This is a genomic window from Pseudoalteromonas ulvae UL12, assembly GCF_014925405.1.
In the GTDB taxonomy this organism is placed as follows: Bacteria; Pseudomonadota; Gammaproteobacteria; order Enterobacterales; family Alteromonadaceae; genus Pseudoalteromonas; species Pseudoalteromonas ulvae.
The window spans coordinates 130,892-151,422 of the sequence record NZ_AQHJ01000028.1; the positions used below are offsets into that span (position 1 = coordinate 130,892).

Here is a 20,531-nt window from a genome sequence, read left to right on the forward strand (position 1 = left end):
TCTAGGAATTCATATAGAAATGAAAAATAATGAACGGATTATCCAATACTTTGATCTTGGCTTAAGTGGTAAAACCTTAGCAAGAGATATTCCTCATTCAATGGCTTCTCCTAGAACATTAGATGAATTAATGAATGAACTTTCTCAGTTACGTGAACTTAATAAAGCGAGAAAGAAAGTGACTGCAGGGTCTAAATTAGAGTTCAGACTTGAAGATATGGAAGAATTGGATAATTGTTGGATTCTACTTATTAACGTTGTTGATACAGAAGCTGCTCACCCTGTAACTCAGTTGCTAGGGGGAGATGATAGTGACAGAGAAGTAACTGAATTAAGTGAAGATCGTGGACTAGAGTCTTCGTCTCACTTAATTATATTAAAAGACCAAACGGCTGCTAATAAGCATTTGGCTCTATTTGAAAAAAGCTCCTCTTTGCCTTTTGCAAAAGCAGGTTCTTTCCTTAATCATTTATTTAAAGTTTCTGCTAGGCATAATAATAACGATTATAAAAAACCTCATCCGTCTGGTGAGGAAGGTAAAACAATTAACGTATTTTGCAACATTAGTTTTCTCGCTCATCCATCAGATGAATTCCGTCAAGAACTAGATAGCGGTCAAATAAACGGTATTAAAATCACGAGTGATATGGATGTGATTCGAGGGTATGACTCAAATACACATTCTGAGTTAATTGGAGCCGACATCAAAATGAAAGTAGGACGTTTAGATGTTTTACTTAATGGCGGTAATTGGGGGCACTTACAAAAAGCGCTGCAACATGCAGATACTTTAAACTCTCCATTTGTAAGAGTTTCATTTACTGACGAATCAGGTTCAGGGCATACTGCTACACTTAGTACTGATACAGGAAATCTTTGGCAAGCAGATAAATATGTCAAAAAATGTAAAATAGAAGGGTTCGGAAATGCACTTAGAACGTCTTTTCCTAATATCCATGATGGTATTAAAAACAAAATGATAGAGTTAATACAATGAGAATCTTAGCTCAGTTTAAACTTATTGCTTATCAGTTCACTAGACCGTTTTCATATCTTAAAATAAAGCATGAAGACAAATGGGTTTATGATTGGGCTGCTCCTTTAATATTTACCATTTTAACACTCGTAGTTTCGTACTTTTATATTCCACTTGAAGATATCATCGGAGATGGTGGGTTAATTAGCGAATTAACTTCTTTTATTGCTAATCTTCCCGGTTTCTTCATTGCCGCACTAGCTGCTGTCGCTACCTTTAATAAACATGATATTGACCAGTTAATGGCAAACCCGCCAAAAATAGAAATAATGCATCACGGTAGTTCGTTGATGGTTGATATGACTAGACGACGCTTCCTTTGTGTTCTTTTTTCATATTTAACTGCTATCAGTATATTTTTGGTTATTGGTGCAAAGATAGGTTTGGCTTTGACAATTACAAGTGAATATCATCTTGTAATGTCATGGGTTGGTTTTACATTGTTTACTTTTATACTTTGGCAAATGATATTAGCAACGATTCTAGGCTTATATTACCTAGGTGAAAGATTACATACACCGCAATAAAAGGCACTTAACAAGAGACTATGGCGTCAATAGCTAATTTTAAACTTTTGGCGCTTCCCACATAACTCCGTCTCTGAGCATCGAATTTAAGATCACAATCATCTTCCTGACACACGCAATAAGCGCTACTTTTTTCGGTTTCCCAGCAGCAACTAATCGCTGATAAGTTGATTTAAAAACAGGGTTTGATTGGATGGCTGACATCATCGCCATGTATAAAACGGTGCGTACTTGATGCCGCCCACCTTGAATTTTTCGAAGCCCTTTATAGCGGCCACTTTCGCGATTCATAGGCGCAACGCCAACCAATGCACCGGCTTCTTTATTCGACATATAGCCAAGCTCAGGTAAGTTACTGATGATGGAGGCAGCGGCAATTTTACCAATGCCTTTCATGCTTTGTAGGATCGTGTTTTTGGCTGAATATTCAGGGCATGATTCAATGAGTTTTAGAATTTTATTTTCAATTTTTTCAATCTGATTTTTAAAGGCTGTTAAAATAGGTTTGATGGTTGAAATCAGCTCTTTTGGTAAAATTTGCAGGCGGTTTTTTTCCATCGTTTGCATGACTAACAGCTGATTTCTTCTGGCAACCAAATCACTCATAATCTGCATGATGTCAGGCTTTAGGGTGGAGAGTGTGGGTTTAATTGCTTCGCCATAATGTGCAATCAACTGTGCATCTAGCTTGTCGGTTTTAGCGCGTTGACCAATGGCGCCAGCAAAGCGTTTTATGTGTATTGGGTTGGCAATGACAAAGGGTAAATTGGCCTTTGCACATGCAATAATAAAGGGCATTTCAAGGCGGCCAGTGGCTTCAATAATGATGCGGTTTGGAGAGTGTATTTTGATTTTTTTAATAGCCTCTGCAATCCCTTTTTCATCGTTCTTAACGGTGAAATAGATATCAAGAGGGCGAATATAAATATCGAGTTGAAATTTGCCGGTATCGACACCGACATTAATGTTTTGATTAGTATTTGTTTTCATAATAAGCTAACTCTTGCTTGCATAATGCGGGTTCGAGACCCAGTAGACTATTCGAGTGTGATGCTTGGAGTCTTTTGTGGCGTTCATTCTTGTTATCGGTCTCTCAACAGAGGATCCATCGCTTAATCGAACTACCACAAAAGAGAGCTTTAGTTGCAGCTAAAGCCTGGGTCTCACAATACCCGAACTCGGTTTAAAAGAATAATTTGATGGGTTTATTATCCATACAAGCCAATTAAGCGGGACTAAAAACAGTTTGCTCGGTTTCGCTTCGCTACACATTTTAGCAAACAATTTTTAGCCCCTTATTGGGGCGTTATGTGTAAAGAGAGTATCGAGAATGGATTTTCAAACTATACCAATAATTAGAATATTTGATGAAGAGAGGGCCAAAGAATTTTATTTGGGTTTTTTGGGTATGACCTTAGATTGGGAGCACCGATTTGAGCAGGACTACCCAATTTATATTCAGGCTTCAAAAGGAAATCTCGTTCTTCATCTTAGTGAGCATTCTGGTGATTGTACGCCGGGCAGCAAAGTCTTTGTAAATGTCAGCGATCTTGATGCATTGTTCCAAGAAATAACTTCACGGCCTTATAAATACAGCAAGCCCTCAATTGAGCAGGCACCTTGGGGTGGTCGTTGTTTTACGGTCATTGATCCATTTTCAAACAAAGTATTGTTCAATGAGCAGAAAAACACATAACGCCTCGTTAAGAGGCAAATAACAGTTGGCTTTTGCTCCTGCGTCGCTTATTTTAGCCAACATATTATTTGCCTCTTAACGAGGCGTTATATGCAAAGGAAGTAACTGTGTTTGATTGGTTTACCCAGCTTTTAGTTCGAGTATTCATCGAATTCTTTATCAACACAGTTTGTTACTACATTGGATGGCCAATTTGTCGTATTTTTACGTTGGGTAAATACCCAAAAGAGTACCCTCATGAAGAGGGATTGTTTAAGGGCTTCGTTTTTTACAATGATGTAGTTATTGTTGGTTTTATAACTTTACTTGTATGCGTTGGTATTTTCATTTCTTAGCCAATTTGCATATAACAAGTCATTAAAGAAAGACTCGTCACGGCTTGCTCGAGTTCCTTCGTCACAAAAGTTTAGCAAGCCTAAACTCGCTTCTTAATGAAGCGTTACATGCCTATTTGCCCTCACAATGTGCCTCAATCCTCATTGTATAATTGGTTGGTAAAGTGAAAGGAATCTTTGACTTTGTTGTCAATTTATTAGATTTACGGGAATAAGAATGAGCAAAGATGTTAAACAACAAAGTAATCCATTTTCCACTGGAGGTGGTGGAGTTAATTTTGAAACTAGGGTTCAAGCAGCTTTTGCTATTTCATTATTAACGCATTCTTGCGTACCTTGCTTATCACAAAACATGAGAGCTAAAGAACTAAAATTTCAAAATAAATATGATGGTTCTAACACGGATGACTTTGTCTTAGTTGCGTCAGATAAATTAAGTAATGAAAGCAGACTTTATGCTCAGATTAAGCACGAAATAACTATAAGTGAATCTCAGGAGTCAATGTTCGCAGAAGTTATTAACAGTGCATGGAAAGACTTTAAAGATACTGAATTTAACCCTGAAAGTGACTCGATTGCATTGATAACTGGACCACTTTCCAAACTGGATATTAACAATACACTTCCAATATTGGAGTGGGCTAAATACTCATCAAGCTCTGCGGACTTTATAAAAAAATCGAAAACTAAAGGTTTCACGAGTGAAGCAAAAGTTAAAAGGTTAAACATCTTCAGGTCCCAATTAATCAATGCTAATGAAGGAAAGGAAGTTAATGATGATGAATTGTGGAAATTTCTGCGAGTCTTTTATTTAGTCTCCTTTGATTTAGATGCTAAATACTCAATAGTTGCCAATTTACTTTGTTCACTAATTCAATGTTATTCAGATAAATCTCCATCACTTGTTTTATCTAAAGTAGTTACTTGCGTTCAAGAATTTAACCAGAATGCTGGAGTTTTAACTCTTGAGAATACTCCGAAGGACGTAACCGAATTGTTTCAAGTTTTGGTCAATGTGGATTTTGAAAATGACTTCTTGAAATTCAAGGAGCGTGGCAGCTACATTTATGGAGGCATATCGAACACAATTAATGGCTTCCATATTGATAGGTATGAAGATTTAGTAAAATTATCAGAAGCTTTTAATGATAGTGATTTTCTATTTGTAACAGGTGTTAGAGGTGCCGGAAAGTCAGGTATTGTAAAAGATTTTATTTCAACTAAAGGCAAGGATGTGCCTGTTTTTTACCTAAGAGCTGAAGATTTAGATCGAAGCCACCTTAATGACGTTTTTGCATCTATCGGCATGAATTCAACTTTAGGGCAAATTGAAGGGTATTTTTCATTACTTCAAGAAAAGATTCTGGTAATTGAGTCTTTAGAAAAAGTTCTGGAGCTTAATTATCAAGACGCATTCATTGATTTACTTCAGTTTATAAGACAACAAACCGGTTGGACTATTATTGCTACAGGACGTGATTATGCCTATCAACAACTCACCTTTAACTTTTTACAACCTAGTGGCCTCAAATTTAGTAGCGTAAACATAGAAGGACTCACGCAAGAGCAAGTTGAACAGGTTTGTAAAAATATTCCAGAATTCAATGAATTAATATCAAATAGCTCTTTAGTAGACATACTCAAGATCCCTTTTTTCATTGAAATTGCAGTAAGAGCAATTGGTAATGGCGCACAATTTAAATCAGGCGATACAGAGGTAGAGTTTAGAAACACCGTATGGTCTACGGTTATTTCTAGAGAGCAAGATCGCAAGTCGGGTATGCCAGTAAAGCGTAAAACGACATTCATTGATATCGCCAAGCAGAGAGCGAAAAAAATGGTGTTTGGAATCTCTGCTAATGAATTCGATCCTGAAGTTATCTCTAAGCTGGAAGAGGATAACCTGATTTACCGAGATCAAAGATCTTCAACTATAAGCTTGCCCCACGATGTGTTGGAAGATTGGGCATTAGAAGAGTTCATTGAGGCTGAATATATAACTAATTTTCATGATGTCGCAAGTTTCTTATCGGCTATAGGTAGCGAACCAGCAATAAGTAGGGCGTTTAGATTATGGTTATATAGAAGATTAAAATTTGATGAGTCAACTAATGAATTTGTAGCAAATATATTAGGTGCCGATGATGTCGAAAGCTTTTGGAAAGATGAAACCATCGCAGCGATCTTACAGCATGATGCACCAGAAACATTTTTATATTTGATGAGGTTTCAACTACTTAAAGATGATTGCGCTTTATTGATTCGCTTTTGCTTTATCCTAAGGATAACTTGCCAAAGACCAAATTCTCGCTTTACTAATTTACTGAAACAGGATGAAAAGTCTGGAATATTACAATCTTTGTTTCTTCTCCCATATGGTCAAGGTTGGGGAGCACTATTTAAGTTTATTTTTGAAGTCAGAACAGATTTAAGCAAATCCACTCTCAATCATATCGCTGAATTAATCAACGAATGGTGCGGCATAATTAACATCTACGACGACTTTCCTGAAGATTCAAGAACGGTTGGCTTGTTGGCTATATGGCTATTGAAACCTTTAAAAGATGCCTATCGAAGCAAAGAACAAAGAAAAAATATACTCAGCGCTTTATTAAAAGTTTCCCCAGCAATTGAAGTAGAATTTGATGAATTAATGGCGCAAGATGTTTTCATCTCTAAAATCAAACCTCGAAGACTGAGTTATGTTGATGAGTTAACAAGGTTAGCGCTTGTAGGGACAAATGTTCCGATGCTATGTAAGTTTCGCCCTGACTTCATCGTTAAGTTATCAATGCATGAATGGTTGTTGCAAAAGCCAGAGGAAGATGACTATGGCTATGCAGGATATGGGCGCATAGATGTAGAAGAATCATTCGGACTAGATCGAGAGAGGGAATTTTTTCCAGCCAGCGGAGCGAAGGGGCCGTTTACGTACCTACTTCAACACCACCCGAGAAAAGCTTTAGATTTTATAATTGAGTTGTGTAACGTAACAGCGCAGAAATATGCAGAATCTGAGTTTGGTGCACCTTCGGATAATGAGCAAGATCAGTTTTTCACTAATGAAGTAGCTGTTAGAGAAGTGGAACTGAAGCTTAATGATGGAGCAACAATTAAGCAATATGCCTCTCCTCATTTATGGAAAGGATACAGGGGGCAATCTACATTACCTTACTTGCTACAGTGTGCGCTAATGGCATTGGAGAACTGGTTAGTAGAGTATGTAAGTGGAAGTGGTGAAAATAACCAAATTGATTGGATATATGATTACTTATTGCGAAATAGCAACTCTGTGATGATTACATCTGTTTTATCATCAGTGGCAACAGGTTTCCCTAGTAAAATAAATAAAGCAGCCTTTCCCTTACTAAATACTGCTGATTTGTATTATCTAGACTTGATTCGTATGACGGCTGAAATGGGTGGGAGTACGCCGAACTGGTTTGGTTTAGATAGAGGTGTAATGTCTAAAACTTATAACGAGGAAAGAAGAGAGGCAGCACTCAGACCTTGGAGGAAGGAATCATTAGAGACTTTATTAACTAGATTACAGTTTGATGCAGAACTAAGGGAAGATGTTCTTGAAATTGTTGATGGATTAATAAGTGAAGCAACTGTTCGCAATGAGAAAAGTCTTCGATATCTTGTGCATCGAGTTGATACAAGAACCTGGGAGGCTGTTGAAGATAAGGATAACAATCGAGTTTTGCTTCAAAGTTCGACTGAACTCCCTGAAGATTTAAAGCAAGATCAACAGGAATTCAATAAGAGGCATGCTGTTGACAACTCCGTAACTAGCTTACATTTATGGGCAAGGAAATTATTTGAAGAAAAGCTATTTAAAGAAGAATATTTTGCTTCGTATCAGGATGCATTAAACACTGCAAAAAACTTACTGGACTCTCTTCAAAATAACAAAATTCCTAATTTTGCTGAAATGGCGGTTGGGACAATTACAACTGTAGCTGCGGTTTGTATTCGTGATGATCTTTACAATTTAAGCGATGAAAACAAAGAATGGTGTTTAGGAGTCATCCTTGAAGCAATATTTATGCATGCCGATATTATGGAAGGGACAACAGCTCATGATAAGACGGATTATTATGGCTCTGGTGCTTGTGCTTTTGTGTTACCGAAGTTACTTGAACTAGATCTGGATTTAGAGCAAAAAGAACATTTGAAATACGCTTTAGCCACAGCGTTAACACATGAAAACCTCAATGTTTGTGCTTATGCCGCTAAAGGTGTGAGAGATTTTCTCTGGTCAATAGATTATGAGTTGGCGTCCTATTGTTTAAATGGAGTTGTCGAGTATGCTAGGTTTCGTAAAGAAGAGAGTATGGCTCGAAGGTTTTTCCATTTACAGGAAGATGAACTGGATGAGGCACACCAACATTGGATTACCCTGATTACAAACTTTAGAAATAATCTGATAAATGGGAATTTTAACCTCAATGTTGACGAAATTTCTTTAATAAGCCACTCACCATGGTTTATACACCTTTCTACTTTAATGATTCCGTTTGGTAATGAAGATGATAAACAAATAGCTCTTTTTAAGAAGATAGTTGAACTTGCTTTTGAATCGGAGTACGCCGACTACAGAACAGATGACGACCAAAAAATACAACACGAAATAATAAAAGAGATACAGGATTGTTTGACGGAACATATTGTTCAATTAAGAAATCGCAACTTTGAACCATTTAAAGACCTTTTAATTTCAGGCTGTTCTAAGGCTCCTAGCTTTATATATTCCTTGAAATTATCTTTTGATGTGGCAATGGAAAAGGAAGGTGACTTTGATTCAGTTTGGTCACTATGGAATATCCTCGCGCCAGAAGCTCACATCATAGCTTTAAAAGATGTGAATGATCCATACATTGGTTTGCAAAATGATTTAAATAAGCTGTTACGGGGAATGTTGTATGCAGACTCCCTGTGGCAAGGCCACCCAAGCGAGCAAACAGATATGGAAAGAGGGGCTGGTCATTTGCTCGAGTTTGCAAGGCAATCGGCAAGCAATAGCCATGTATTTGAAGCCCTATCTTCCTTAATTTACAACTTTCATGATATCTTTTTTGATAAAGGCATTCAGGTATTAGCTGAAAAGTTTTCCAATAATTCACAACTAATAGTTAAGCAAATCAATACTGCATACTATTTGGAAATGTCAATTGGAAGGTATTTACAGATTGAGAACAGGGGAGCACTTAGTCGTAAAATGTATGATATTTGCCTGCTCTTATTGACTGGTATTGTTGAAACAGGTTCAGCAAGAGCTTATTACTTAAGAGAGCACTTGATAAGATCGAGAAAAATACATGTTTGATGGTATATACCTGGCATGTAACAAGCGGCTGCACCGGACAAATTTCCGCTGTCACCTTTTGTGCAAAAACGCGCACAAAAGCCGCCATCAAAAATTTGCTCGGTGAGCCGGGCGTTAGCAGTTTTATGCTGAATTTGGTTTTGACTGTTTACGGTTATAGGAGATTAAAATGATTGAAAAAGATTCTATATTGATGATTGCAGGTGATTTAGTAAATGAAATTTGCCCTGAAGAATCAATTGTATTTGAAGGGATTAAGGAGTCTTTGTTGGAAGATATTTTAAATGATAAGGATAATTCTGATATTGGAAATACTGGCTTTGGTGATTTCTCTGAAGCAATTTCAACAGTGTTGACTGTGTTCATAACAGCTGCTGCAATTCAGCTAGCTAAAGAAGGAATAAAGTTAACTAAGCACTCATTAAAATTATGGATTAAACAAAACCAAAATAAAATTATTGTTGATGAAAGAAAGAAAGATGGGGTGTTACTACAAGCAATAAAAAATTACCTTAATGAAAAGTAACCAGGTTAGTTTGTTTTTACTTTTTCATAATTTTTTATCTTTGATATTGAAAACACTATTTATCATTATATTCATTATGAGTAATTTAGTTGGTTTGTTTGTTGAAAGTGAAATAAAACTTGGTGATGGTTATATTCAAAAACTAACTGAAGCAGGAGGTGAGATGATTCTTAAGTTTTTTAAAGAATCGCCAAATGAAGCCGTTCTTTATTTTACTTTATATACATTAGTTACAACTTTCTTAATATCCATTGTTATTTTGTGGGTTTCAAAGGTTAGTTCATTTCAAGTTAATACGTTAGAACTAAAAAATTTAATAAATAAATTTAAATATGAATTCGAAATTTCTAGCTGGATTTCAGTAAAAGTAAGTAGAAATAATACATGTAGTAAATTTTATACCCTGTTTGTATCGTTGAAGGACTTAGCTGCTCCTCAATATGAGCTGATAAACTTTAAGATATACCATGAAAAATGCCATTTAGTGAGCTTTGATAGCTTCCTCAGTGTTTTTGATAAATCGTTATGTTTGATCGTAACTTGTATTTTTTCAATGCTAACGTCTGGTTATGTTGAAGTCTTATTTGGTTTACAAGAAACGTTGTGGAACCCTATTATAATTATTGTGTCCTTTGCTGTTGCTGCTGCATTTATATCACATTTTGTTTTTTATCCTACAAGATTTAAGGAATTTCTCTGCGATTTATATGCTTTTATTTGTACTGGGAGATATGCATCAAACTCCTATGAAAAAGGTAGATTAGACAAACTTTTACATCCAAGTTCAGTGAAACGATCGAAGTTTATTCTAGGGAGCAGGGGCGGATTCATTTTGTTTTTAATATGTATCGAAATCTTTTATTGGACATTGATTTATTCTTTGGTTTTTAGCCATTTGGAGTTTTTTAATTTTATTTTACCTCCTCTTTATTTTTTTAGTTTTTTATATTTTATCAGTTGGCTTTGGCTTTTTAATATCTGCAGGAGTTAGATGTGAAAAAAATATTTATTACAACTTTTCGAATGTTCTCTGGTTTTTTTTCATTTATATCATTGATAATGTTGTCTTTGTTGGTGCTCAATTCATTTGATTTGTTTATTACCTTTTTTTTCTTGATCTTTTTCTTAACTTCACTTGGAAATGTTTTCATAAACAGGTGGTATTACTTAGCTATAGAGTATTGCTTCATGATTTATTTATTACTCTCAATGTCTTGGGCCTATAATGTTTTAAAAGACTTTGATGATGATAACTTTAATGATGAAATGCTAATTAATATTATAAAACGATTTACATCCACTGATGATATGCTTTCTTATTTATCTAGCTCATGGGGAATATTTATGATCGCTATCGTAATTCTTTCATCTCTATATTTTATGAGATATAAGTATTTCATTAATTGACTCGGCTATATTTGACTAATTCAAACTGCTAACAAGTTGCTTAAACGGACAAAAAACAGCTGGCTTTTGCTCGTTCCTCGCTAATTTTAGCCAGCTATTTTATTGCCGCTTAAGGTGGTGTTAGGCATACAAGGAGAGTTCTGTTGTACATCAAAATTTCTTTAATAACTTCCATATTAATTCTTTCAGGCTGTGCAATGATGAAAGATTACGTAGCATCAACGGAACCTAACTCCCCACAAGTTATAATTAAAAGGCAGCTAGAAACTCCTATGTTAGGTTCAACTACCTATATTTATGAGGTTAGTAATGACAGAAAGTGCAATGGAGACTCTTCTACACCAGATACTCGTTTCATGGTTTTAGATGAAGGTAATCCGTTGGTGTCAGAATTCAATTCAAAAGGTGTTAATGTTAAAGCTAATGAACCAATATCTTTGCTTTTACACTCTATTGCAGGAATAGCTAAACAATGCTCAGTAATCGTAAAATTTACTCCCGAGACTAATTTTGATTATCAAATTCAATTATCTGGAGTTTTACAATCTCCAAGACCTACAGTGTGTAAAGCCGAGATATTCGGTATAAGTAAAACTACTAATTTGGTTAAGCCGCTTCCATTGGAATATCATAAGGTATGTAATGGTTAAACGGTATGCCTAACAAGCTAATAAATAAGGACAAAAAACAGTTGGCTGTTTTCGTTCCTCAACATTTTAGCCAACAGTTTTTTGCCCATTATTAGGGCGTTATATTAAAAAACCAACAACGGTACATCACGCAGGTGAAGTGTTTAGTGATATATGGTTTATTAAAAGTGGTTTAGCCAGATCATGTTTTAGTGATATGAATGGCAAAGATCATACTTGGCAGCTATATTTTCGCGGAAAAAGTAAACATGGTTTAAACCACTTTATGGACGATAGTATAAGCTTTTCTGAAAAAACAGGGTCAATGCTTAACTTTGAAATTCTTGAAGATTCGGTTTTTTATGTAGCGTCTCTGGAAGAGCTTGATAAGTTTATATCACAAGAAAAAAAATGGGAGCGTTTAGCGAGAATATGGATACATGACACCTATTATTCCGCAACATACAAACGTGTCCTTTCTCTCATGTCAGAGACTGCTGCCGAAAGATATGATCGTTTACTTGACGAATACCCTCTTATATTTAATGAAGTTAAGTCATATCATATAGCCTCTTATCTCGGTGTCGCTCCCCAGACATTGAGTAAATTAAAAAATGAATCTAAGTGAATGAATTTTAGTATTCAGTTGTTTACCATGTGTTTTTCAATGGAGATTAACAATGAATACCTTACAAAAATTTAAAAGCCAACATGAACAAAGCTCCCTGTTTTACATTGGCAACATCTGGAGTGTAATTAGCGCCACTGAGCCTAACGTTATGCATACATGGGGAACATCATGATAGAACTTACGCAGATAGGTGCACAACTCATCTTTATTGGAATTGTCTTTTTCCTTGCCGGTTTAATACAAGGAGCATTGATACCAACTGTAAAAAATTCCCGTATGGCTCTTTCTGGTCACTTGACTGCTGTTCAGTGCGGAATGGCCCTGGCGATCTTTGGTGTTATCTGGTCGCTGATTGAGCTGCCTTTATCTTTAGAAATTTTTGTGGCTTATGGTTCAGCATTGGGGTTCATACTTATTTGGCTGGGAATAACTATTGCGTCGGTAACAGGTGCAAGTAAAGCGCTTCCAATCGCTGGCGTTGGATTTTCAGCAACCGTCACTACCGAATTTACGGTTAAGATTATGGTACGTACTGGGTCACTACTATCACTAATCGCCTGTACTTTGTTGGCTTTTGGATTACTGCCAATACTTCGGTAATCGTAATGGATGTATAACAACGCCATCCAAACGACCTCCTTCCGTCTCGCTTTTTGGGATTGGTGTAAATTTAATATAACAAGAGACTATGGCGTCAATAGCTAATTTTAAACTTTTGGCGCTTCCCACATCACCCCGTCTCTGAGCATCGAATTTAAGATCACAATCATCTTCCTGACACACGCAATAAGCGCTACTTTTTTTGGTTTCCCAGCAGCAACTAATCGCTGATAAGTTGATTTAAAAACAGGGTTTGATTGGATGGCTGACATCATCGCCATGTATAAAACGGTGCGCACTTGATGTCGCCCACCTTGAATTTTCCGAAGCCCTTTATAGCGGCCACTTTCACGATTCATAGGTGCAACGCCAACCAATGCACCGGCTTCTTTATTCGACATATAGCCAAGCTCAGGTAAGTTGCTGATGATGGAAGCAGCGGCAATTTTACCAATGCCTTTCATGCTTTGCAGAATCGTGTTTTTGGCTGAATATTCAGGGCATGATTCAATGAGTTTTAGAATTTTATTTTCAATTTTTTCAATCTGATTTTTAAAGGCTGCTAAAATAGGCTTGATGGTTGAAATCAGCTCTTTTGGTAAAATTTGCAGGCGGTTTTTTTCCATCGTTTGCATGACTAACAGCTGATTTCTTCTGGCAACCAAATCACTCATAATCTGCATGATGTCAGGCTTTAGGGTGGAGAGTGTGGGTTTAATTGCTTCGCCATAATGTGCAATCAACTGTGCATCTAGCTTGTCGGTTTTAGCGCGTTGACCAATGGCACCAGCAAAGCGTTTTATGTGTATTGGGTTGGCAATGACAAAGGGTAAATTGGCCTTTGCACATGCAATAATAAAGGGCATTTCAAGGCGGCCAGTGGCTTCAATAATGATACGTTTTGGAGAGTGAATTTTGATTTTTTTAATTGCCTCAGCAATCCCTTTTTCATCGTTCTTAACGGTGAAATAGATATCAAGAGGGCGAATATAAATATCGAGTTGAAATTTGCCGGTATCGACACCGACATTAATGTTTTGATTAGTATTTGTTTTCATAATAAGCTAACTCTTGCTTGCATAATGCGGGTTCGAGACCCAGTAGACTATTCGAGTGTGATGCTTGGAGTCTTTTGTGGCGTTCATTCTTGTTATCGGTCTCTCAACAGAGGATCCATCGCTTAATCGAACTACCACAAAAGAGAGCTTTAGTTGCAGCTAAAGCCTGGGTCTCACATTACCCGAACTTGGTTTAAAAGAATAATTAGATGGGTTTATTATCCATACAAGTTGCTTAAACGGAATAAAAACAGTTGGTTATCGCTGCGCGATTTTAACCAACCATTTTTATCCGCTTAGCAAGGCGTTAGCTACCTAAAGGAGTCTTACCTTGCTCTTCGCTGTTTTATTTATTCCTTGTTTAATTTGGGTATTGATAGATCAAAGAATAAAGAGAAAGCTTTGGAACAATCGTGGTGGCGATAAACTTAGAGTTTTTAAAACACGCTATAGCTCATATAAGGAATTCAATAGCACCTTTAATCTACTGTTATATTTTAACCTTTTCGATTCTAAAGTTATGGCTCAAGTTCGAAACCCAGAGCAAAAGAGGTTACTGAAAAAGTTAAAGGTAAATACCGTTATAGCATTGGTAAATATGGTTATAGTATTCGCAGCCATCGACATTGCTCGTGCATACGGTAGCTAACAAGGAGTTTACATGAATACTTGGATTTTCATTGCAGGAATAATCGCTTTGTTTACATCCTGCGTACATATCTTCGCGGGACAAATTGATCCTGTTAGACCTTTTCTTAAATCAGATTTGGCAGACATCCCTAAAGCAACGCTGCTAGCCTGTTGGCATATGGTATCAGCTATTCTTGTTCTTTGTGGGCTTGTATTAACTTTCGTTGGTTGGTTTAACTTAGACTCATTTCAAAATGTGGTCATCGGAATATCTGTATCCTTCATCACGTTTTCATTTGTATTTATTGGTGTCGGTTGGTACTTTTTCAAACTTAAATCGTTTATAAAATTACCTCAATGGATGTTACTTTTACCTATTGGCGTTTTAGGCGTAATCGGGGTCATGTCATCATAACAATAGCAAAAGACTAGGCATCAATACCTTTTTGAAAAACCACAATAGAGGCTCTAATTTTAATTAATCACTTCATGTTTTGTTGGCTCACATGGCAGCTTTTGATCACATAGCACCTCGGCCAAATAATACTGCTGGAATGGTTTTTAGCAGTATTTTGATGTCGAGCCATAAAGAAAGGTTATTAATATAAAATAAGTCCAGTCGTATCCAATGATCAAAGTTTGCATTGTCTCGAGCACTGATCTGCCAAAGCCCTGTGATCCCTGGTTTTAGTTCTCGGCGGATCACATGCCATTGACTCATGTTTTTATCTTCATAAACAGGTAAGGGGCGTGGGCCAACTAAACTCATATCGCCAATCAGTACGTTAATCAACTGGGGGAGTTCATCCAAACTGCTTTTACGAATAAAATGGCCAAAAGGGGTGATCCTTGGGTCATCATTCATTTTAAACGCAGGGCCATCTCGCTCATTTTGAATGAGTAAAGCCGCTTTTAATTGCTCTGCATCAACCACCATAGAGCGGAATTTATACATTTTAAATGGCACACCGCCTTTACCTGCTCTAATTTGCGTAAACATAACAGGACCTGGCATTAACAACTTAATGCCAATAGCAGCCAAAATAAACAATGGCGATAATAGGATGATTAAAAAACCAGCACCAAGAAAATCCATTGTTTGTTTCCACCAAGGAGATTTAATTGTGAAATGAGGCTGTAAATTTTGTACCACATAGGGTTTATTATCTTTCATAAATTGTCTTTATTGTGGCGCAAACGTGACGGCAAAACCTTGCCCAATACTGCGGATCACATGACCTTTGGCCAAGATTTTTATATCTAAACTCGAACCTGAGTTCAGCTCGGTTAATGGCAGGGTAAACTCAAATTCAATCTCTGTTTCGTCATCTATTTGTCTATCGCTGATAATAAAAGCACCTGAAGAAGAGATATTCAATGTTTGGGCACTGAGCGTGTGCATTTCATCGGCTTGTTTGATTGATAGCTGTGCATTGAGTAACAAAGGTAGTCTTTCTTGTACGCGTTTATTGGCTATCTTGTTCATTGCTGGGGGGCGAGGCAAGCTGTCTGGATAGACGTTGATACTATGCTTAAACTCAGATAATAGCTCAAATTCTTGAGCAATACGGGTTAAGAAAGATTTCGCCCCTTCAAGTGGTGTATTAAATAAATAGATGGCCAAATGAGTCTCGTCAAAAAAGCCAATTTCATCAATGACACGGTTGAGCTTGGTCAGGTGTTTGACGAGAGCTTCACATAATGGGCAATAAATACCCGTTGGCAGCGCAAATAATACTAAAGAAAACGGGTTACTCAGTCGATCGGCTCTGATTTTTTCTTTATTCAACATGTGCTGGAACTCTGCAACAGATAACACGCTAGGGATATTGTTTCGGATATGTTCCTTTTTTGAGGCAAAAAACTGTTGCAGCAATAACCCTAATGACCCCGTTGTTTGCATTGAAGCTAGCCTATAAATATATAATTTTCATAGCAAGTATAGCCAAACATTCGTTTCACGGATGTATTCATACATTTTTCATGTATAAAAAAACGCTATGTAAAAAACGGTCTTTTCCTTTTAAATTATTGATTGTTAGTTTTTTCAGTTAAGCAAAGTAAAGTGCATATGGACTTGAGCCACTTTCACTTTGTAAGCATGAATGGTTTTATTTTGTAGAGATTTTCGCGGGGGATTAATAAATACGCTGCAATTGATATTGCAGCGTATGCTGTGAACCAAAAATTACTTTTTAAAGACTTATCCTATTAAGCGCAGCTAATCGAGTTTACAGTGTCTAATCGGTTCAATAGGCTAGACAGAAAAAGCTTTTACAGCGCCAATCAAATCACGGGATTCAGTGGATGCGTGTTTTGCTTTGTTTTTCACGCCAACTAAGGAGTCGCTTAACTCCATCGCATTGCCATTAATTGAAGTGATACTGCTTGAGATCCTTTCAGATAGGTTTGTTTGAATGTTGGCAGAATTGGCAATCATTCTAATTTGAGAATCAAGGTTATTGATTGCCTCATTGAGGTTTTCAAAGCTATTGAGCATGGAACTGGCGTTTGTTTCAACCTCATTGACAGTGGTGTGACTGTCGCTTACCAATGTATTGGCTTCTAATACGGCCGATTGTATATCGTTGATAGTCGCTTGAATACTGGTTGTGGAGTCAGCGGTGCGCTGGGATAGATTTCTGACTTCATCAGCAACCACGGCAAAACCTCTACCAGCTTCACCAGCACGAGCGGCTTCGATTGCAGCGTTAAGTGCAAGTAAGTTTGTTTGCTCTGAAATAGCGCGTATTTCACCACTAATATTGTCAATCGATTTAGCCATTTCATTCAATGATTGTACGTTTTTTAATGCGTTATCTAACGAACGTTTTAAATTCAAAATCGAGGAATTACTTGATTTTAATCGTTCTTCATTTTCTTTGCTGACTGAATTGGCCGCTTTGCTCATATCAACGCAAAACTGTGCATTTGTTTGAATATCATTCGAGCTTGAAATTAGCTCAGTCACTGCTGAGGCGACTTCATTGACTGCATGGGCATTTGCACTTACTAATTCACTTGATGAGTCAATCACACCCTCAATATTTTGTACGTCGGTATTTAATGCATTGCTTAAAGTGCCGGTTTTGACTGCAAGTAGATTGAGAGCACTGACTGCGTCTGTGAGGTTTTTAGCCAAGGTATTAAAACACCAGCAAAAACTGTCTTGTGAGAAATTAATCCGTAAATCCCCTTGCTCTAACTTTTTAGCGGTCGCGATATAGGCAAGCGTGTATTTTTGCAGGTTTTTACCAATTCTATACATAGTAATTAAAGGAATAGATAAAACAACAAGTAGTACCAGCATATCACCAAGGGTAATGTCTGTTTTAAAAACAAATTTTTCGATAAAAATATACAAGCCAACAGAAAGCAGCGTTGCTAAACCACAACTAGCGAGCATTAATTCTGGTAGTTTTAAAGAAAAAGGCTCTTTAATATTGGAATTCATAGTACTAATCCTATTATGGTTCTTTGCAAAAACTGGTTAGAGTCCGAATGTGATGTAGTGATGGATAATCAATGGACACAAGTTTGTTAATTGAAATGTTATTCAAGTTAAAAATTATATTAGATTTTAGGAATTTGCCACTTCCTTGGTGTGTTTAAATTTATTTAAGTTGCGAGTAGTTCTCAAATTTGACCATTTTGAAATTCATATTCGCTTCTTATTTGTGATTTCATCAATTTGGTTACACGAATGCTTGAAGTTATTGATTGGTGCAAATTTAATTGGATAGAGCAAAGATAGCCTATATGGATGATAGTTATATCTTTAAGAGAGGCGAATAGTAATCTAACTAATCAGGTGTATTGTGGATAATGTTATTCACATGGATTAAGAAGTTGGCTGTACCGCTTCTGTACTGTTCGAAGTACAAATCGAATCACAATAAAAAGGCAAATAGTCGAGATCAGCTTAAATAGGCATCAATGGTTGTTGACTGCCTATTATTTGCTGTTTAGTAAGATATTTTGTGTGACTTCAGAGCAACACGGTTGCCCACTTTACCTGTGGCGCGTCAAAATCAATCAAACAACCATGTCAGGGCCGAATTTTTATCGTCAAAATATTTAGCTTCACCACTGATAAACCAATTAGCAATTTTAGCCATGACTTCTTGCCAAGATTTATGACCATAAATGGCGATTTTACCAAAATCATTATTGTGTTTGAGTCCGAGCTTTAAATCATCCCAAGCAGCGCGTAGTTCCCAGCCTGTTAGTTCATGGGCATCAATCAGTACATTGACTTTTGGGTGATCTAAGCCGCAAATGGCACTTTCAAGGATGGGAGTAATTCTCTGATAATCTTGAAGGGTGAGGGTACCGATTATTTTCAACGATAAAAAGATGTCTTCACCGTGGCGCTCTAAACCGATATTTAAACCGTGGGTTATTTTCGACATAACAGATCTTGCTCTAATTGAATTTTTGTTTGTGAAGCTTAGCAGAGCAAATATTCGCGGCGTTGATCTGACGCAAGATCCTTTAACTACAGGCAAAAAAAATCGGCATTAAAGCCGATTTTTCATGTGTTATGTGGGGTTTAGTAAGTTGCACTGCCTTTGGTACGTGGGAATGCAATGACATCACGAACGTTACCCATACCCGTTACATACGCTACTAAACGCTCGAAGCCTAGGCCAAAACCTGAGTGAGGCACAGTGCCGTATTTACGTAAATCGCGGTACCAAGAGTAATCTTCTTTATCCAGACCCATTTCTTCAAGACGTGCATCTAATACATCCAAACGCTCTTCACGTTGTGAACCACCGATGATTTCGCCAATGCCTGGGGCAACAACGTCCATGGCCGCAACCGTTTTACCGTCTTCATTTTGACGCATGTAGAAAGCTTTAATGTCTTTCGGATAGTTTTTGATTACAACAGGTGCTTCAAAGTGAACTTCTGCTAAGTAGCGTTCGTGTTCAGATTGTAAGTCAACACCCCATTCAACTGGGAACTCAAATTTCTTACCACAGTTTTTAAGGATTTCGATGGCATCAGTATAATCAACTTGCGCAAAATCTTTTTCTACAAAGCTTTCAAGACGTGAAATAGCTGTTTTTTCGATACGCTGCGCAAAAAACTCCATGTCATCACGACGTTCAGTCAATACAGCATTAAATACATACTTCAGCATGTCTTCAGCTAATTTAGCGATGTCGTTTAAGTCAGCAAAGGCGACTTCTGGTTCAACCATCCAAAATTCCGCTAAATGACGCGATGTATTTGAGTTTTCTGCACGGAATGTTGGGCCAAAGGTGTAAATGTTTGACATAGCAGAACAGTAAGTTTCACCATTTAATTGACCTGATACCGTTAAGAATGCTTCTTTACCGAAGAAATCTTCGCTGTAATCAACATTGCCTTTGTCATCACGAGGCAGGTTTTGCATGTCTAACGTTGATACTCGGAACATTTCACCTGCACCTTCACAGTCACTGGCTGTGATGATAGGGGTGCTTATCCAGAAAAATCCACGCTCGTGATAAAAACGATGGATAGCTTGCGATAAACAGTTACGTACGCGGGTAACTGCACCAATCATGTTAGTGCGTGGGCGTAAGTGGGCATGTTCACGTAAGTATTCAATACTGTGACGTTTTGCTGCCATCGGGTAAGTATCTGGATTTTCGACCATGCCGACGATTTTAACTTCATCAGCTTGGATCTCAAATGATTGACCTTGCCCTTCTGATGGAACTAATTTACCGGTTACTTCAACAGAGCAACCAGCAGTCAACGTCGTTACTTCATTGTAATTATTGAGCGAATTAGGCACTACAGCTTGAATAGGATCAAAACAAGAACCGTCATGAACGGCTAAGAAAGAAATACCTGCTTTTGAGTCGCGACGAGTGCGGATCCAGCCTTTTACTGTGACCTGACTATCGACTGCAACTGCGCCTTTTAATAGCTGTGCTATTGCGAAATGGCTCATTTTCACTCCAATGATTAACGTTGCCTGTAAAATAATGCAAATTGAAAAAAATGACATACCAAAGGCATGTCAATAAAAAGGTATCTTACCCTCGAACGGTTGAGAAAAAAACATTTAAAGTGCATTTTAACTATTAATGCTTGAATTTTAAACAGTTATAAGCTGATATATGCC

17 protein-coding genes are annotated in these 20,531 nt (G+C 37.1%); 10 read left to right on the forward strand and 7 right to left on the reverse strand.

Features of this window, described 5'->3' with window-relative positions:
* Positions 1–19 precede the first annotated feature (19 nt).
* Both PULV_RS10910 and PULV_RS10915 read left to right on the forward strand, forming a co-directional pair.
* Positions 20–997 (forward strand): hypothetical protein, encoded by a 978-nt coding sequence (locus PULV_RS10910; protein ID WP_193331715.1) that lies wholly within the window; start codon positions 20–22, stop codon positions 995–997.
* Positions 994–1,563, forward strand: a complete 570-nt coding sequence (locus PULV_RS10915) for a hypothetical protein (RefSeq protein ID WP_193331716.1) — start codon at positions 994–996, stop codon at positions 1,561–1,563. Before PULV_RS10910 ends, PULV_RS10915 begins: the two co-directional genes overlap by 4 nt.
* A 39-nt stretch (positions 1,564–1,602) precedes the next feature.
* Here PULV_RS10915 and PULV_RS10920 read toward each other — a convergent pair whose 3' ends face one another.
* Positions 1,603–2,553, reverse strand: coding sequence for an IS110-like element ISPtu2 family transposase (locus tag PULV_RS10920; protein ID WP_193331717.1), 951 nt, complete (start codon positions 2,551–2,553; stop codon positions 1,603–1,605).
* A 340-nt stretch (positions 2,554–2,893) separates the two neighbouring features.
* Between PULV_RS10920 and PULV_RS10925 the strand changes: the two genes are divergently transcribed.
* The 7 genes from PULV_RS10925 (at position 2,894) to PULV_RS10955 (ending at position 12,719) form a co-directional block, all read left to right on the forward strand.
* Complete coding sequence (locus tag PULV_RS10925; protein WP_086745576.1) at positions 2,894–3,259, forward strand: glyoxalase superfamily protein; 366 nt, start codon at positions 2,894–2,896, stop codon at positions 3,257–3,259.
* A gap of 552 nt (positions 3,260–3,811) precedes the next feature.
* Positions 3,812–8,926 carry a hypothetical protein gene (locus tag PULV_RS10930; RefSeq protein ID WP_193331718.1) on the forward strand — a complete coding sequence of 1,705 codons (5,115 nt, stop codon included), beginning with the start codon at positions 3,812–3,814 and terminating at the stop codon, positions 8,924–8,926.
* A 169-nt stretch (positions 8,927–9,095) separates the two neighbouring features.
* The gene (locus tag PULV_RS10935; RefSeq protein ID WP_193331719.1) at positions 9,096–9,452 is read left to right on the forward strand and encodes a hypothetical protein; all 357 of its coding nucleotides are present in this window, start codon (positions 9,096–9,098) and stop codon (positions 9,450–9,452) included.
* Between the two features lie 76 nt (positions 9,453–9,528).
* Positions 9,529–10,443: a hypothetical protein gene (locus PULV_RS10940; RefSeq protein WP_193331720.1), complete on the forward strand. Its 915-nt coding sequence runs from the start codon at positions 9,529–9,531 to the stop codon at positions 10,441–10,443.
* Between the two features lie 613 nt (positions 10,444–11,056).
* Positions 11,057–11,509, forward strand: coding sequence for a hypothetical protein (locus PULV_RS10945; RefSeq protein WP_193331721.1), 453 nt, complete (start codon positions 11,057–11,059; stop codon positions 11,507–11,509).
* A 139-nt stretch (positions 11,510–11,648) separates the two neighbouring features.
* Positions 11,649–12,116: a Crp/Fnr family transcriptional regulator gene (locus tag PULV_RS10950; protein WP_227009395.1), complete on the forward strand. Its 468-nt coding sequence runs from the start codon at positions 11,649–11,651 to the stop codon at positions 12,114–12,116.
* 171 nt (positions 12,117–12,287) lie between these two features.
* Positions 12,288–12,719: a hydrogenase gene (locus tag PULV_RS10955; protein ID WP_086742102.1), complete on the forward strand. Its 432-nt coding sequence runs from the start codon at positions 12,288–12,290 to the stop codon at positions 12,717–12,719.
* 107 nt (positions 12,720–12,826) lie between these two features.
* Here the strand turns inward: PULV_RS10955 and PULV_RS10960 are convergent, their stop codons facing one another.
* The gene (locus tag PULV_RS10960; protein ID WP_193331722.1) at positions 12,827–13,777 is read right to left on the reverse strand and encodes an IS110-like element ISPtu2 family transposase; all 951 of its coding nucleotides are present in this window, start codon (positions 13,775–13,777) and stop codon (positions 12,827–12,829) included.
* 661 nt (positions 13,778–14,438) lie between these two features.
* Between PULV_RS10960 and PULV_RS10965 the strand changes: the two genes are divergently transcribed.
* Positions 14,439–14,822, forward strand: a complete 384-nt coding sequence (locus tag PULV_RS10965) for a hypothetical protein (RefSeq protein ID WP_193331723.1) — start codon at positions 14,439–14,441, stop codon at positions 14,820–14,822.
* 105 nt (positions 14,823–14,927) lie between these two features.
* Here the strand turns inward: PULV_RS10965 and PULV_RS10970 are convergent, their stop codons facing one another.
* The 5 genes from PULV_RS10970 to asnS form a co-directional block, all read right to left on the reverse strand.
* Positions 14,928–15,581 carry a sugar transferase gene (locus tag PULV_RS10970; RefSeq protein ID WP_193331724.1) on the reverse strand — a complete coding sequence of 218 codons (654 nt, stop codon included), beginning with the start codon at positions 15,579–15,581 and terminating at the stop codon, positions 14,928–14,930.
* A 9-nt stretch (positions 15,582–15,590) separates the two neighbouring features.
* Positions 15,591–16,310, reverse strand: a complete 720-nt coding sequence (locus PULV_RS10975; protein ID WP_193331725.1) for a PilZ domain-containing protein — start codon at positions 16,308–16,310, stop codon at positions 15,591–15,593.
* Between the two features lie 354 nt (positions 16,311–16,664).
* Entirely contained in the window at positions 16,665–17,861 is a 1,197-nt protein-coding gene (locus PULV_RS10980) for a methyl-accepting chemotaxis protein (RefSeq protein WP_086745008.1), read from the reverse strand.
* Positions 17,862–18,438: 577 nt separating this feature from the next.
* The gene (locus PULV_RS10985; RefSeq protein WP_193331726.1) at positions 18,439–18,819 is read right to left on the reverse strand and encodes a SpoIIAA family protein; all 381 of its coding nucleotides are present in this window, start codon (positions 18,817–18,819) and stop codon (positions 18,439–18,441) included.
* Between the two features lie 140 nt (positions 18,820–18,959).
* Positions 18,960–20,357, reverse strand: a complete 1,398-nt coding sequence (gene asnS, locus PULV_RS10990) for an asparagine--tRNA ligase (RefSeq protein WP_086745274.1) — start codon at positions 20,355–20,357, stop codon at positions 18,960–18,962.
* Between the last annotated feature and the right edge of the window lie 174 nt (positions 20,358–20,531).